The following is a 15,519-nucleotide window of genomic DNA, read 5'->3' as shown; positions in this document are numbered from 1 at the left end:
CTCTAACAACTGTCACATTCACCAGTGTCAAGTTACGGGCACGTACCGCAGTCGGCGTGGACGAGGTGGGCGGTGGCATGACGACGGCAGTGACGGATGAACTCTCCGCGCAGCTGCGGGGGTTCAGGCGGGTGCAACGCCTCGCCTACGAGTGCGCGGAGGCGGTCGCCGCACAGCTCCAGCCGGGAGTCACGGAGCGCGAGGCGGCCCGCATGCAGCGTGCCTGGCTGCGTGAGCGGGGCGTGCGGGACTGGTTCCATCTGCCCTTCGCCTGGTTCGGGGACCGCACGGCGTTCGTGAACTTCCGCATCCCGCTCCAGTTCTTCCCGACCGAGCGGCGGCTCGAGCCCGGGATGCCGTTCATCCTGGACATGGCCCCCGTGTACGACGGCTTCACGGCCGACATCGGCTACTCGGGCTCCCTCGGGATCAACCCCGTGCAGGACAGGCTCATGGCCGACCTTCGGGCGCACCGGGAGCTGATCCTGCGCGAGGTGCGCGAGCGGCGCCCGCTGCGGGCGATCTACGAGGACGTGGACCGCCTCATGGTCCGCCAGGGTTATGCCAACCGGCACCGCGCCTATCCCTTCGGAGTGATCGCGCACAAGGTCGACCGCGTGAAGCAGCGCCGCTGGTCACCGCATCTGTTCGGGTTCGGCACCCAGTCCCTGAAGGGGCTCGCCTCCGACGCGCTGCACGGCCATCGCGACGGCTGGTCCCCGCTGTGGTCGCCCTACCGCTTCTCCGACCACCCTCCGCGGCCGGGCCTGTGGGCGGTCGAACCCCATCTCGGCTTCCGGGGTACGGGCGCGAAGTTCGAGGAGATCCTGGTCGTCACCGACTCCAGGGACCCCGAGCAGAGTGCCTTCTGGCTGGACGACGATCTGCCGCACGTGCGGCGCTGGGCGGAGGACAAGTGACGGGCTTTTCCCAGTCGGTGCGGAAGGGCGCGCGAGAGCGCCGGGTGCACACCGGCGGCGTGGAGCTGTGCGTGGCGGAGCTCGGGGACTCCGGGCAGCCGACGGTGGTCCTCGTGCACGGATACCCCGACAGCAAGGAAGTGTGGTCCGAGGTCGCCCCGCGGCTCGCCGAGCGCTTCCATGTCGTCCTCTACGACGTCCGGGGACACGGCCGGTCGACGGCACCGCAGCCGCTGCGCGGCGGCTTCACCCTGGAGAAGCTCACGGACGACTTCCTCGCAGTGATCGACACCGTCAGCCCGGACCGACCGGTGCACGTGGTCGGGCACGACTGGGGTTCGGTGCAGTCCTGGGAGTTCGTCACCGTCCCGCGCACCGAGGGGCGCATCGCGTCCTTCACCTCGATGTCCGGCCCGTCCCTCGACCACTTCGGGCACTGGCTCGACAAGCGCATCAAGCGGCCCACCCCGCGCCGTGTCGGCCAGCTCCTCGGCCAGGGCGCCAAGTCCTGGTACGTGTACCTGCTGCACACGCCCGTACTGCCCGAACTCGCCTGGCGCGGCCCGCTCGGCAAGCGCTGGCCGCGCATCCTGGAACGCTTCGAGAAGGTGCCCGGCGGCGACTACCCGACCTCCTCACTCCCCACCGACGCGGCGCACGGCGCCTGGCTGTACCGGGACAACGTCCGCGCCAGACTGCGCAGGCCCCGCCCGGACGCCTATGCGCACGCGCCCGTGCAGCTCATCACCCCCCTGGGGGACGCGTTCCTGTCGGAGAAGCTCTACGACGAACTGGAGCGGTGGGTACCGCAGTTGACCCGCCGCACACTCCCGGCCAAGCACTGGATACCGCGCACCCGCCCCGACCAACTGGCCGCCTGGATCACCGAGTTCGTGACGGCCACCGAGGGCGGAAAGACCAAGGTGGCGGCGACCGGCAGATACGCCGAGCGCTTCGGCGGGCAGCTCGTCCTGGTCACCGGCGCGGGCAGCGGCATCGGGCGGGCCACGGCGTTCGCCTTCGCGGAGGCCGGCGCACGCGTGGTGGCCGTCGACCGGGACGCCGAGGCCGCCACCCGCACCGCCGAACTGTCCCGCCTGATCGGCGCCCCCGAAGCCTGGCCGGAGACGGCCGACGTCTCCGACGAACAGGCCATGGAGAAGCTCGCCGAGAAGGTCGCCACCGAGTACGGAGTGGTGGACGTCCTGGTGAACAACGCCGGGATCGGCCTGTCCGGGTCCTTCTTCGACACCAGCCCGGAGGACTGGAGGAAGGTCCTCGACGTCAACCTGTGGGGCGTGATCCACGGCTGCCGGCTCTTCGGCAGGCAGATGGCCGAGCGCGGACAGGGCGGCCACATCGTCAACACCGCGTCGGCGGCTGCGTACCAGCCGTCCAGGTCGCTGCCCGCCTACAGCACCTCCAAGGCGGCCGTACTGATGCTCAGCGAGTGCCTGCGCGCGGAACTCGCGGGCCGGGGAATCGGCGTGAGCGCGATCTGCCCGGGCTTCGTCAACACCAGCATCACCTCGACGGCACGCTTCGCCGGCGTGGACGCCGAGGAGGAGAAGCGGCGCCAGAAGAAGGCGGCACGGCTGTACGGCCTGCGCAACTACCCGCCGGAGAAGGTCGCCGAGGCGATCCTGCGGGCGGTCGTGCGCAACGAGGCGGTCGTGCCGGTCACTCCGGAGGCCCGGGGCGCGCACTTCATGTCCAGGTTCACCCCGCGCGCATTGCGGGCGATCGCACGCATGGAACCACCGCTGTGAGGGGGCAGTTGCTCGAAAACGCCGGCGGACGGAGGCACCCGGCATGCAATCGCCGTACCGGATAGAGGACTTGGCGCACCACAGCGGCGCCACCGTCCGCACCATCCGCGCCTACCAGGACCGCGGCCTCCTCCCCCGTCCCGAGCGCCGCGGCCGCGCCAATCTCTACTCGGACGCGCATCTCGCGCGCCTGCGCCAGATCGCCGACCTCCTGGACCGCGGCTACACCCTGGCCTCCATCAAGGAGCTCCTGGAGGCCTGGGACACGGGCCGCGGCCTGGGCGGAGTGCTCGGGCTGGTGGCCGAGGTCGACGGCCCGTGGACCGACGAGGAGGCGGTACGGATCTCGCGTGCCGAACTGGACGAGCGCTTCGGCGGCGCACCCGACGACGCGGCGGTCGCCGACGCCGTGGAGCTGGGAGTCCTGGAGCCGGTTCCCGGCGACGAGGACTCCTTCCTCGTACCGAGTCCCCAAGAGCTCGCGGTGGCCGTCGAGTTGCATGCCGCCGGTGTCCCGCTTGCCGCGATCTCCGGCCATCTGCGGGAGTTGAGGGGCCAGGTCGAGCACATCGCCGCCCGTTTCCTGGAGTTCACCACCGAGCATGTCTTCGCCCGCTACCTCGGCGGACCGCACCGCCCTACGGACGCGGACGCGGCAGAAGCCGCCTCGCTCGTACGGCGGCTGAGGCCCCTCGCACAGCAGACGGTGGATGCCGAACTGGCGCGGGCCATGCGTTCGTTGGCGGTACGGCAGCTGCGACAGCAACTCGGCGCCGGGGAACCCGCACCGGACCGCCCCGCGTCACGCTCCGTGTCGTTGCCCGCGGAGACAATGCAGGCGGTGGAAGGGCTGGTTGGAGCGGAGGGGGCGGCGGAGTTCGTGCGTCTGGCGGCTGAACGGGAGGTGCACGCAAGGGCGTTGGACGCGCTCACGTCAAGGGAGGTGCCCCCAGTCGATCTTGACGAACGGGACTGACGTGTATGCGTAGTTGTCCACAGAACAGCCAACTGGCCTGTGGATAACACTAGTTGGCTGTGGATCAAACCTACCCGCCAAAATATTCTGCGTGATCCCCGTCTCTCCCGTCATGCTGAACGGATGGACGAAAGACGCATGGACGAAAGACGCACCGTAAAGGTGTCGAAGTACCTCTCGAAACACCTGCGCCACCAGCCCGAACGGATCGGTCTGACGCTCGACGAGGCCGGCTGGGTCGAGATCGACGTACTGATCGCCGCGGCCGCCGCGCACGGGTTCCGCTTCACGCGCGAGGAGCTGGACCACGTCGTCGCCGTCAACGACAAGAAACGCTTCGCCGTCGAGGGCACCCGGATCCGCGCCAGCCAGGGCCACAGCATCGAGATCGACCTCGGGCTCGCCCCGGCCACCCCGCCGCCGTACCTCTACCACGGGACCGTGGCCGGCAACCTGGACTCGATCCGCGCCGAGGGGCTGCGGCCCATGAACCGGCACGACGTGCATCTCTCGCCGGACCGCGAGACCGCCACCCGTGTCGGCGCCCGCCGCGGCCGGCCCGTCGTGCTGTCCGTGGACGCGGCCGCGATGCACCGCGACGGGCACGTCTTCCACGTCAGCGAGAACGGGGTGTGGCTCACCAAGGCCGTGCCGCCTCGGTACCTGCGCTTCCCCCAGCCGCACTGACATACAGCCCCCGCCCGCGTCGGCGCGTGGCCGCGCGACCGCGCACGGTGACCGTTTCGTCCGTTGTCAGTGCGGCCGCTTAGTCTCGGGGGCATGAGTCTGCGTCTGAGCACTGTGATCCTCCCGTACCGCCGCTGGCACGAGGGCGGCCGTTCGGCATGGCAGCGCGCGGAACAGCTCGGCTTCCACACCGCCTACACCTACGACCACCTGTCCTGGCGCAGCTTCCGGGACGGCCCGTGGTTCGGTGCCGTACCGACCCTGACCGCGGCGGCGGCCGTCACCGAGCGGATGCGGCTGGGCACCCTGGTGACCTCGCCGAACTTCCGCCACCCGGTGCCGTTCGCGAAGGAGCTGATCTCCCTCGACGACTTCTCCTCGGGCCGGCTCACCCTCGGCGTCGGCGCGGGTGGCAACGGCTTCGACGCCACGGCGCTGGGGCAGGAGCCCTGGACCCCGCGGGAGCGCGCGGACCGGTTCGCCGAGTTCGTCCAACTCCTGGACCGGCTGCTGACCGAGGACGGCAAGGAGGGGCTGTCGTACGAGGGCGACTTCTACTCGGCGCACGAGGCACGCAACATACCGGGCTGTGTGCAACGGCCCCGGCTGCCCTTCGCGGTGGCGGCGACCGGCCCCCGCGGGCTGAGGCTCGCCGCGGAGTACGGGCAGGCGTGGGTGACCACGGGCGACCCGAAGCTGTACGAGAACGGCACTTCCGAACAGTCGATTCAGGCCATTCGCGGCCAGGCCGAGAAGCTGGCCGACGCCTGCGCCGAGATCGGCCGGGACGTGACCGGACTCGACAAGATCCTGCTCACCGGCTTCACCCCGGACCGCGGGCGGCCGCTGGAGTCGCTCGATGCGTTCGTGGACTTCGCGGGACGGCACCGGGAACTGGGCTTCACCGAGATCGTGCTCCACTGGCCCATACCCGACTCCGACTTCGCCGCCGACGAGAAGGTCTTCGAGCAGATAGCCATGGAGGCCACGGCGCAGCTCGACTGAGCGGATGGGCTGTGACTGTGCTGATGAGGACGGTAACCACTCACCTGTGCGGGCTCCCGCACGGCCGTGCAGGCATATGCGGGAGAATGGGCGGGTGACCTCAGCGACTCGACAGCCCGAGACCCCGGCCGCCGCCGCAGCGCCGCGGCTCATAGCCACCGATCTCGACGGCACCCTCCTGCGGGACGACAAGTCGGTCTCCCCACGCACGGTCGCCGCACTCGCCGCCGCCGAAGACGCGGGCATCGAGGTCTTCTTCGTCACCGGCCGCCCGGCCCGCTGGATGGACGTCGTCAGCGACCATGTCCACGGCCACGGGCTGGCGATCTGCGGCAACGGCGCGGCCGTGGTCGACCTGCACGGCGGCCCGGGCGCCCACCGGTTCGTGAAGGTGCGGGAGCTGGCCCGGGACAACGCCCTGGACGCCGTACGGCTGCTGCGCGACGCGGCGCCGGGCACGGTGTACGCGGTGGAGCAGACGTACGGCTTCCATCAGGAGCCGGACTATCCGAAGCTGCACATGGAGATCCCGGACAACCTCATGCCGGCCGAGGACCTGCTGGCGGCGGACGGGCCCGGTGCCGCCGAGCCGGTGCTGAAGATCCTTGCCTATCACCCGTCCCTCGATCCGGACGGTTTCCTCACCACGGCCCGTCTCGCCATCGGCGACCGGGCGAGCGTCACCCGCTCAAGTCCCAGCGCCCTGCTGGAGATCAGCGGCCCCGGCGTTTCCAAAGCGAGCACGCTCGCGCTGTGCTGCGCGGAGCGCGGCATCTCGCACGAGGAGGTCGTCGCCTTCGGGGATATGCCGAACGATGTGGAGATGCTCACCTGGGCGGGCCAGTCCTATGCGATGGGCAACGCGCATCCGGACGTCATCGCCGCGGCCTCGGGCCGCACGGTCGCCAACAACGACGACGGGGTGGCGCTGGTCATCGAGCGGATGCTGGCAGAGCGGGGTTAGCCCTCGCCGTACCGGTCATGCGAGGCGGACGCCTCGTGCCGCGAGCCATGGCACCGGGTCCACCGCGGAGCCCATCTCCGGGGTGACGCGCACCTCGAAGTGCAGATGGGGGCCGGTGGAGTTGCCGGTGGTGCCCGACTGGCCGATCCACTGCCCGGTGTCCACCCGCTGGCCCTGGTCGACGGCGACGGCGGCGAGATGGGCGTACTGCGTGTAGTAGCCGCCCGGGTGCTGAAGGACGATCTCGATGCCGAAGGCTCCTCCGCACGACACGCTCACCACGCGTCCCGCGCCGACCGCCCGCACCGGCGTGCCGATCGGTACCGCGAAGTCCTGCCCGGTGTGCCGGTTCGCCCACCGGTCACCACCGCTGCCGAAGCCGGCGGACAGTACGTACGTCTCCACGGGCGCGACCCACGGCTTGGTGAACTTGGTCGTCGGCTGGTGAAGCCGGACGGAGCCGCGGCAGCTGCCGGCTGCGACGGAAGCCGCCGCCTGCCCCTGCAACTGCCCACGCGCCTCCTCGAGTTTCCGTTCGATAGTGTCCTTCACGGCGGCGAGCTCGATGTTCCGTTGCTCCAGCGCCTGCCATGCCGCCTTGGCCTTGGCCTCGTCGGCGGCGAAGCGTGCCTCGGCCCGGCGGCTCCTGGCGACCGAGCCGGCCAGGGCCAGATTTGCCTGCTCCAGGACGTGCTGACTGCGCATCAGCGCGTCGGGGCTGTCCGCGAGGATCAGCTGCGCGGCCACCGGGAGGCCGCCGCCGGTGCGGTACTGGGCGCGCGCCATCCGACCGAGGTCCGCGTGCAGGCGGGTGATCTCCTGCCGTTCGCCGTCCAGCAGCGTCTGGGCCTGCTCGGCCTGCGCCCGCCGCACGTCGGCCTCCTGACGACCCGCTTCGTACTGCTGCGTGGCCAGTGCCGCATCCTCGTAGAGCTGCTCGACCTGGGCGCTGATGCCGCTGCCGAGCTCGTCCCCGTCGCCCACGCCCATCGCCTCCGTGGGCCGGGCCACAAGCATCACGAGCGCACACAGCAGGGCCGGAAGGAGCAGCGGACGACGGCGGAATGAGCACATGTCAGCGATCGTGACCCGACCGGCAGGGACCGGTCATGTTCAAGTCCTACGCCTGGGGGAAGCAGCACCCCGGATGGCTCAGTGCGGACGCCCCGCGACACGGTCGTCGGCAGGGTGTCCGTTGCACCTTGAGCGCTGGGCTCTGCTACGACGTCGCTCCGGAGAGCAGTTCCGTCTCCGCCTCCCGCTGCAGCATCGCCTGCAACGGCCCCTCCACGGCAGCGAGTTCGGTGAACGTCCCGTGCTGCACCACTCGCCCCTCGTCCAGTACGACGACCTCGTCGACCGCCGCCAGGCCGGCCAGCCGGTGCGTGATGAGCAGTGTCGTGCGGCCCTCGGTGGCGGCCAGCAGGTCGGCGGTGAGGGCGTCGGCCGTCGGCAGGTCGAGGTGTTCGGCGGGTTCGTCGAGCACGAGAACCGGGAAGTCGGCGAGGAGCGCGCGGGCCAGCGCGAGGCGCTGCCGCTGTCCTCCCGACAGCCGGGCCCCGTGTTCTCCGACCAGTGTGTCGAGCCCCTCGGGCAGGCTGTCGGCCCAGTCCAGCAGCCGGGCCCGGGCCAGCGCGTCGCGCAGGTCGCCCTCGGTGGCGTCCTTCTTCGCCAGCAGCAGGTTCTCGCGTACCGAGCTGTCGAAGAGGTGAGCGTCCTGGGCACACAGCCCTACGAGCCGTCGTACGTCGTCGCCGTCGAGCGCCTGGGCGTCCACGCCGGCCAGCGTGTACGAGCCCGTGTCCGGGTCCAGGAAGCGCAGCAGCACCTGCGCGAGCGTCGTCTTGCCGGAGCCGGACGGCCCGACCACGGCGATCCGGCGTCCCTCGTGGAGGGTGAGGTCGAGTCCGTCGAGCGCATCCCGGTCCTGCCCTTCGTACCGGGCGGTCAGACCCTTCAGGACGACCGGGAAGGGAGAGGTGGGGGCCTGCCGGGGCTGCTCCGGCTCCCGTACCGGCTCGGACGCGTCCAGGACCTCGTACACGCGCTCCGCGCTTCTGCGCACCCGTTGCCGGTACTGCACGGCGAGCGGCAGCCCGAGGACCGCCTCGAACGCGGCCAGCGGCGTGAGGACGACGACGGCCATCGCCACGCCGCCCAGCCGCCCGTCGGCGACCGCCTGGGCGCCCACGAGGGCGGTGGCGGCGACCGTGAGCCCGGAGAGCAGCGCGGTGAGTCCGTCGCCGAGCGCGGTGGCGGTGGCGGCGCGCGAGGCGATCCGGGTGAGCGTGCCGTCGGCGCGGCGAGCCTCTGCGGTACGAGCCGGCAGGGCGCCGGCGACGGTCAGCTCCGCGGTGCCGGTGAGCAGATCGGTCACCCGGGTTGCGAGGACGCCTCGGGCGGGGGCCAGGCGGCGGTCGGCGCGGTGCGCCACGGCACCGGTGACCAGCGGGACCCCGACCCCGGCCGCCACCAGCCCGACGGCGAGTGCGAGGCCGGCCTCGGGCAGCAGCCAGGTGGTGAAGCCGACGGAGGCGGCGGACACGATCGCCGCGGATCCGGCGGGCAGCAACCAGCGCAGCCAGTAGTCCTGCAGGGCGTCCACGTCGGCGACGAGCCGCGAGAGCAGGTCGCCCCGGCGGGTGCGGCGCAGCCCGGCGGGCGCCAGTCGCTCCAGCCGCCGGTAGACGGCGACCCTCGTGTCGGCGAGCATCCGCAGCACCGCGTCGTGCGACACGAGCCGCTCGGCGTACCGGAAGACGGCCCGCCCGATGCCAAAGGCCCGCGTCGCGGTCACCGCCACCATCAGATACAGCACGGGCGGCTGCTGCGAGGCTCGCGAGATCAGCCACCCGGAGGTGGCCATGAGCCCGACGGCGCTGCCGAGCGCAAGGCTGCCGAGCAGCAGGGCGAGAGCGAGACGACCGCGCCGGGGGCCGGACATGGCCCGGACGCGGGCGAGGACGGCGGGCGTGCCTGTCGTGAGACCGCTCGTCCCGGTCTCCTCCGAAGCGGCGGCCGCGACGGGGCGACTCTCGGACGGCACCGCTGCGGACTGCACGGAAGCGGCGGGGGACACAGGCCGCTGCAGAGGATCTGCCGCGTCCGCCGCCCCCAGCCGTACCACCCGGTCCGCCACCCTCAGCAGCGCCGGCCGGTGCACGACCAGCAGCACCGTCCGCCCCACCGCCAGTCGCCGTACCGCCTCCACGACCTCGGCCTCGGTGGCGCCGTCGAGGGCCGCGGTCGGCTCGTCGAGCAGCAGTACGGGCCGGTCCGCGAGGAACGCGCGGGCCAGCGCGAGCCGCTGGCGCTGCCCGGCGGACAGCCCGGCCCCGTCCTCCCCGAGCACGGTCTCGGCGCCCCCGGGCAGCGCGTCCACGAACTCCAGTGCCCCGGCATCGCTCAACGCTTTGCGTACGGCGGTCTCGTCGGCGTCGGGCCGGGCCAGCCGTACGTTCTCGGCGATCGTCCCGGCGAACAGATGCGGCCGCTGCGGCACCCAGGCGATCCTCGACCGCCACTGCTCGAGAGCGACCTCGGTGAGATCGGCTCCCCCGACCCGCACCCGTCCCTCGGCCGGCCGCACGAACCCCAGCAGGGCGTTCAGCAGTGTCGACTTGCCGGCGCCGCTCGGCCCGACGAGCGCGACGGTCTCGCCGGGCTCGACGGCGAAGGACACATCCGACACGGCGTCCTCGGACCTCCCGGGATACCGGACCGTCACCCCCTCGAAGGCAATACCACCCGCCGGCACGGCCCCCGTACCCGCTGCCGGAACAGGCGTCTCCAGGACCGCAAAGATCTCCTCGGCCGCCGCAAGCCCCTCCGCCGCCGCGTGGTACTGCGCCCCGACCTGCCGCAGGGGCAGATAGGCTTCGGGCGCGAGGACGAGGATGACAAGGCCGATGTACAGGTCCATCTCGCCGTGCACGAGCCGCATGCCGATCGTCACGGCGACCAGCGCGACCGACAGCGTGGAAAGCAGTTCCAGCGCGAAGGACGAGATGAAGGCGATCCGAAGCGTCCGCATGGTCGCCTGCCGGTACTCGCCGGTGATGCGTTTGATCGACTCGGCCTGCGCCTTGGCCCGCCCGAACACCTTCAGCGTCGGCAGCCCCGCGACGACATCCAGGAAGTGTCCGGACAGCCGGGACAGCAGGCGCCACTGACGGTCCATCCGGGACTGGGTGGCCCAGCCGATCAGGACCATGAAGACCGGGATGAGCGGCAGGGTCCCCACGATGATCGCCGCCGAGACCCAGTCCTCGGTGACGATCCGGGCCAGCACCGCCACCGGCACGACCACCGCGAGCCCCAACTGCGGCAGATAACGCGAGAAATAGTCGTCGAGGGCGTCGACCCCACGGGTGGCAAGGGCAACGAGAGACCCGGTCCGCTGCCCGCTCAGCCACCCCGGCCCCAGCTCGGCGGCACGCTCCAGCAGCCGGCCCCGCAGCTCCGACTTCACCGCCGCGCTCGCCCGGTGCGCCGCGAGCTCGGTGAGCCACGAGACCAGCGCACGACCACCGGCGACGGCCGCCAACAGCAACAGGGGAGTGCCGAGTTCGTCCACCGACATCCCGTACTGGAAGGCGCCCACCACCACCTCGGCGATGAGCATCGCCTGAGCGATGACCAGCGCCGCACCGGCCACGCCCAGGCCGACGACCGCCACCATGAAGAGGCGGGTGGCACGGGCGTAGCGGAGCAGCCGCGGGTCGATCGGTTTCACGTGAAACACACCCTCTTCCTCAAAGGGCACGTTTCACGTGAAACATGCCCCACCTCGGACTCAGTGCACGGCGTCAGCGATGTGCTGCGTTCCGATCCGCTTGCGGAACACCCAGTAGGTCCATCCCTGATAGAGCAGGACGATCGGCGTGGCGATCGCCGCGCACCAGGTCATGATCTTCAGGGTGTAGGGGCTCGACGAGGCGTTGGTGACCGTGAGGCTCCAGTTCCCATTGAGCGACGACGGCATGACGTTCGGGAAGAGCGACAGAAAGAGCATCGCCACGGCGGCCACGATCGTGACCCCGGACAGCGCGAACGACCAGCCCTCGCGCCCGGCCTGGTTGGCCACCAGGGCGCCGACCAGCGCGGCCACGGCCACGACGAGCGCAACCAGGCTCTTGCCGTCACCGCTGTCGACCTGCGTCCACAGCAGGAAGATCAGCGCCACCACGGCGGTGACGAGACCGACCACCGTCGCCAGCTTCCGCGCCCGCTCCCGGATGTCGCCGACCGTCTTGAGTGCCGTGAACACGGCCCCGTGGAAGGTGAACAGCGTGAGGGTCGCGAGCCCGCCGAGCAGCGCATAAGGGTTGAGCAGGTCCCAGACGGTGCCGACGTACTCGAAGTTCTTGTCGATCTTCACGCCCTGCACGATGTTGCCGAAGGCGACGCCCCACAGGAAAGCCGGGATCAGCGAGGTCCAGAAGATCGCGGTCTCCCAGTTGCGCTGCCAGTTCTCCTCGGGCCGCTTCGCCCGGTACTCGAAGGCGACACCGCGCACGATCAGGCTGACCAGGATGATCAGCAGCGGCAGGTAGAAGCCGGAGAAGAGCGTGGCGTACCAGTCGGGGAAGGCGGCGAAGGTGGCACCGCCGGCCGAGAGGAGCCAGACCTCGTTGCCGTCCCACACGGGACCGATCGTGTTGATCAGCACCCGCTTCTCGGGCCGGTTCCGGGCCAGCAGCTTGGTGAGGATGCCGACCCCGAAGTCGAAGCCCTCCAGGAAGAAGTAGCCGGTCCACAGGACGGCGATCAGGACGAACCAGACGTCGTGAAGTTCCATGACTCGATCTCCCTCGGCCTAGTACGAGAAGGCCATCGGCTTGTCGGCGTCACGGGTGTCGCCGCCGATCTTCGTGGGCGGGTTGAGGTCGGCCTCGGTGAGCTCGGGCGGGCCGGCCTTGACGTACTTCACCAGCAGCTTGACCTCGACGACGGCGAGGATCGCGTAGAGCGTGGTGAAGACGATCATCGAGGTGAGTACCTCGGCCTGGGAGACGCCGGGGGAGACCGCGTGCCGGGTCTGCAGGACGCCGTAGACGACCCACGGCTGGCGGCCCATCTCGGTGAAGATCCAGCCCCAGGAGTTGGCGATCAGCGGGAAGCCCAGGGTCCAGATCGCCACCAACCAGTACAGCCTGCTGAGCTTGGGGCTCAGGGCCTTGTTCCTGAAGAGGACCAGATGCGGCACCTCGTCGTCGCCGACCCTCAGATGCTGCGGCAGCATGAACTTCTTACGGGTCAGCCAGAGTCCGGCCAGGCCGATGGCGAAGGACGCCATGCCGAAGCCGATCATCCAGCGGAACGCCCAGAAGGTGACCGGGATGATGGGCCGGTAGTCACCAGGACCGAACTTCTTCTGCTCGGCCTTGTTGGTGTCGTTGATGCCGGGGACGTACGAGTGGAAGTTGTCGTCGGCGAGGAACGACAGCAGGCCGGGGACCGACAGTTCGACGGTGTTGTGGCCCTTGCTGACGTCGCCGTACGCGAAGATCGAGAACGGCGCGGACTTCTGACCGTCCCACAGCGCCTCGGCGGCGGCCATTTTCATCGGCTGCTGCTTGAACATGACCTTGCCGAGGGTGTCACCGCTGATCGCGGTGAGCAGACCGGCGATGACGACGGTGACCAGACCCAGCCGCAGCGAGGTCTTCATCACCCGGACGTGCTTCTTGCGGAACAGGTGGAAGGCGGCGATACCGACCATGAACGCGCCACCGGTCAGGAAGGACGCGGAGAGCGTGTGGAATGCCTGGGCCAGCGCGGTGTTCTGGGTCAGTACGTGCCAGAAGTCGGTGAGTTCGGCACGTCCCTTCGCCTTGTTGATCCGGTAGCCGACAGGGTGCTGCATCCAGGAGTTGGCCGCGAGGATGAAGTACGCCGACAGGATCGTGCCGATCGAGACCATCCAGATGCAGGCCAGATGGATCCTCTTGGGCAGCTTGTCCCACCCGAAGATCCACAGGCCGATGAAGGTCGACTCGAAGAAGAACGCGATCAGGGCCTCGAAGGCCAGCGGGGCGCCGAAGACGTCACCGACGAAGCGCGAGTAGTCGGACCAGTTCATGCCGAACTGGAACTCCTGCACGATGCCGGTGACCACACCCATCGCGATGTTGATCAGGAAAAGCTTGCCCCAGAACTTGGTCGCCCTGAGGTACTTCTCCTTCTCCGTGCGCACCCAGGCGGTCTGCAGGCCGGCCGTGAGAGCGGCCAGCGAGATCGTCAAGGGGACGAACAGGAAGTGGTAGACGGTCGTGATGCCGAACTGCCATCGCGCCAGGGTCTCCGGCGCCAAAGCCAGGTCCACGTCGCCGCTCCTTACCGCTTGTGAAAGCGTTCACATTCACAAGCAATTATGACGCACCCGTTTTCGCCGATCAGCAGGGGGGTCCTGTCTTCTGCGTCACGTCAACCCTTGGCAGCAACTTCAACATATTGTTGAATTACCTGCCGTGCAGATACGGATCTCGTGGCCCGCCGGCCACCTCACCGCAACCCTCGACGACACCCCGACCGCGCAGGCCCTCACCAAGGCACTGCCGCTCGCCTCCACCGCCCGTACCTGGGGCGAGGAGGTCTACTTCGACACGGGCGTCTCGGTTCCACGTGAAACATCGGCCCAGCAGGTCGTGGACCCGGGCACGGTCGCCTTCTGGACCGACGGCGACGCGCTGGCACTCCCCTACGGGCCCACTCCGATCTCGCGAAGCGACGAGTGCCGCCTCGCGAGCCCGTGCAACGTCCTGGGCCGCCTCGACGGCGACCCCAGGCTCCTCGCCACGGTCCGCGACGGCGACCCGGTGCGCGTGGAACTCGTAGACGCGTAACGCCGACTCAGAGCTCCTTGCGGAACCCTTCCGCCACCTTCAGGAAGATGTCGTTCGCCTCGGTCTCCCCGACCGTCACCCGCACACCCTCGCCCGGGAACGGCCGGACCACCACGCCGTGCTGCTCGCACGCCGCCGCGAACGCGACCGCGCTCTCCCCCAGCCGCAGCCACACGAAGTTGGCCTGGGTCTCGGGCACGGTCCAGCCCTGGGCGCGCAACCCGTCGACCACGCGGTTGCGCTCACAGACCAGCGAGCCGACCCGGCCGAGCAGTTCGTCCTCGGCGCGGAGCGAGGCAATGGCCGCCTCCTGCGCAAGCTGGCTCACGCCGAACGGCACCGCCGTCTTGCGCAGCGCAGCCGCCACCGGCTCATGGGCGATGGCGAAGCCGACACGCAGGCCCGCGAGACCGTACGCCTTGGAGAACGTGCGCAGCACGCAGACGTTCGGTCGCTCGCGGTACAGCTCCACGCCGTCCGGCACCTCGGGGTCGCGGATGAACTCGCGATACGCCTCGTCCAGCACGACCAGTACATCGCCGGGCACCCGGTCGAGGAACCGCTCCAGCTCGGCGCGCCGTACCACCGTGCCGGTCGGGTTGTTGGGGTTGCAGACGAAGACGAGGCGCGTCCGGTCGGTGATCGCGTCCGCCATCGCGTCCAGGTCGTGCACGTCGCCCGGGGTCAGCGGCACCTGCACCGAGGTCGCGCCGCTGATCTGCGTGATGATCGGGTACGCCTCGAAAGACCGCCAGGCGTAGATGACCTCGTCACCGGGGCCGCTGGTCGCCTGGATCAGCTGCTGGGCGACACCGACCGAACCCGTGCCGGTGGCCAGGTGGGAGAGCGGGACGCCGAAGCGGTCCGACAGCTCGCTCATCAGGCCGGTACAGGCCATGTCGGGGTAGCGGTTGAAGGACGAGACCGCGGCCGTCACCGTCTCCATCACACCGGGCAGCGGCGGATACGGGTTCTCGTTGGAGGACAGCTTGTAGGCCACCGGACCGCCGGCCGCGGCAGGCTTGCCCGGCTTGTAGGTGGGGATACCCTCCAGCTCGGCGCGCAGCTTGGGGCTCGTCTCGCTCACCGCAGTCCTCCTCATGACCACCGGCTTCCAATACTGCTCACCTTATGAGGATTCGGCGCCGCTGCGTACAGCTGAGAACAGACCTCATCCGTCACATACACATCAGGGGCATCACCACCCGTAGGCAGACGAACCGGGGGGCGCGGCCACATATATCTATGCGCCGGTGGCTCGCGCCCTGGCGCGCATCGCCCATCAAGGTGAGTTGAGACCTCTTCGAAACATCGGGGACTTGGCAGGCCCATGCGCGCCGACAAGTCACGT

Annotated in this window: 12 protein-coding genes; 7 read left to right on the top strand and 5 right to left on the bottom strand. The window is 69.9% G+C overall.

Annotated features, from left to right (window positions below):
- Window positions 1-77: 77 nt before the first annotated feature.
- The 6 genes from ACFY1E_RS08485 to ACFY1E_RS08460 all read left to right on the top strand — a co-directional run bounded on the left by ACFY1E_RS08485 (window position 78) and on the right by ACFY1E_RS08460 (window position 6,321).
- Entirely contained in the window at window positions 78-920 is an 843-nt protein-coding gene (locus ACFY1E_RS08485) for a M24 family metallopeptidase (protein WP_389072935.1), read from the top strand.
- Window positions 917-2,689: an SDR family oxidoreductase gene (locus ACFY1E_RS08480; RefSeq protein WP_389072933.1), complete on the top strand. Its 1,773-nt coding sequence runs from the start codon at window positions 917-919 to the stop codon at window positions 2,687-2,689. The genes ACFY1E_RS08485 and ACFY1E_RS08480 overlap by 4 nt, the downstream gene beginning before the upstream one ends.
- A 43-nt stretch (window positions 2,690-2,732) precedes the next feature.
- Window positions 2,733-3,665 carry a MerR family transcriptional regulator gene (locus ACFY1E_RS08475; RefSeq protein WP_389072932.1) on the top strand — a complete coding sequence of 311 codons (933 nt, stop codon included), beginning with the start codon at window positions 2,733-2,735 and terminating at the stop codon, window positions 3,663-3,665.
- Window positions 3,666-3,803: 138 nt separating this feature from the next.
- Window positions 3,804-4,352, top strand: a complete 549-nt coding sequence (locus ACFY1E_RS08470) for an RNA 2'-phosphotransferase (protein WP_389072929.1) — start codon at window positions 3,804-3,806, stop codon at window positions 4,350-4,352.
- A gap of 93 nt (window positions 4,353-4,445) precedes the next feature.
- Entirely contained in the window at window positions 4,446-5,357 is a 912-nt protein-coding gene (locus tag ACFY1E_RS08465) for an LLM class flavin-dependent oxidoreductase (RefSeq protein WP_389072927.1), read from the top strand.
- A 76-nt stretch (window positions 5,358-5,433) separates the two neighbouring features.
- Window positions 5,434-6,321, top strand: a complete 888-nt coding sequence (locus tag ACFY1E_RS08460) for an HAD hydrolase family protein (RefSeq protein ID WP_389072924.1) — start codon at window positions 5,434-5,436, stop codon at window positions 6,319-6,321.
- 15 nt (window positions 6,322-6,336) lie between these two features.
- Here ACFY1E_RS08460 and ACFY1E_RS08455 read toward each other — a convergent pair whose 3' ends face one another.
- The 4 genes from ACFY1E_RS08455 to ACFY1E_RS08440 all read right to left on the bottom strand — a co-directional run bounded on the left by ACFY1E_RS08455 (window position 6,337) and on the right by ACFY1E_RS08440 (window position 13,648).
- On the bottom strand, window positions 6,337-7,395 hold the full coding sequence (locus ACFY1E_RS08455; protein WP_389072923.1) for a peptidoglycan DD-metalloendopeptidase family protein: 1,059 nt from the start codon (window positions 7,393-7,395) through the stop codon (window positions 6,337-6,339).
- Between the two features lie 145 nt (window positions 7,396-7,540).
- Window positions 7,541-11,056 carry a thiol reductant ABC exporter subunit CydD gene (gene cydD, locus ACFY1E_RS08450; RefSeq protein ID WP_389072921.1) on the bottom strand — a complete coding sequence of 1,172 codons (3,516 nt, stop codon included), beginning with the start codon at window positions 11,054-11,056 and terminating at the stop codon, window positions 7,541-7,543.
- Between the two features lie 60 nt (window positions 11,057-11,116).
- Window positions 11,117-12,121 carry a cytochrome d ubiquinol oxidase subunit II gene (gene cydB, locus ACFY1E_RS08445; RefSeq protein ID WP_389072920.1) on the bottom strand — a complete coding sequence of 335 codons (1,005 nt, stop codon included), beginning with the start codon at window positions 12,119-12,121 and terminating at the stop codon, window positions 11,117-11,119.
- An 18-nt stretch (window positions 12,122-12,139) separates the two neighbouring features.
- Window positions 12,140-13,648: a cytochrome ubiquinol oxidase subunit I gene (locus ACFY1E_RS08440; protein ID WP_389072918.1), complete on the bottom strand. Its 1,509-nt coding sequence runs from the start codon at window positions 13,646-13,648 to the stop codon at window positions 12,140-12,142.
- Window positions 13,649-13,793: 145 nt separating this feature from the next.
- On the opposite strand from ACFY1E_RS08440, the gene ACFY1E_RS08435 reads away from it, so the two are divergent.
- On the top strand, window positions 13,794-14,168 hold the full coding sequence (locus ACFY1E_RS08435) for a cyclophilin-like fold protein (protein ID WP_389072917.1): 375 nt from the start codon (window positions 13,794-13,796) through the stop codon (window positions 14,166-14,168).
- A 7-nt stretch (window positions 14,169-14,175) separates the two neighbouring features.
- On the opposite strand, the gene hisC is transcribed toward ACFY1E_RS08435, so the two are convergent.
- Complete coding sequence (gene hisC, locus ACFY1E_RS08430; RefSeq protein ID WP_389072915.1) at window positions 14,176-15,255, bottom strand: histidinol-phosphate transaminase; 1,080 nt, start codon at window positions 15,253-15,255, stop codon at window positions 14,176-14,178.
- Window positions 15,256-15,519: the final 264 nt, after the last annotated feature.

The sequence above is a fragment of the Streptomyces sp. NPDC001604 genome (assembly GCF_042893475.1).
Classification (GTDB): Bacteria; Actinomycetota; Actinomycetes; order Streptomycetales; family Streptomycetaceae; genus Streptomyces.
Note: the sequence above shows the minus strand (reverse complement) of the source record. Positions and strands in the feature narration are given on the sequence as shown.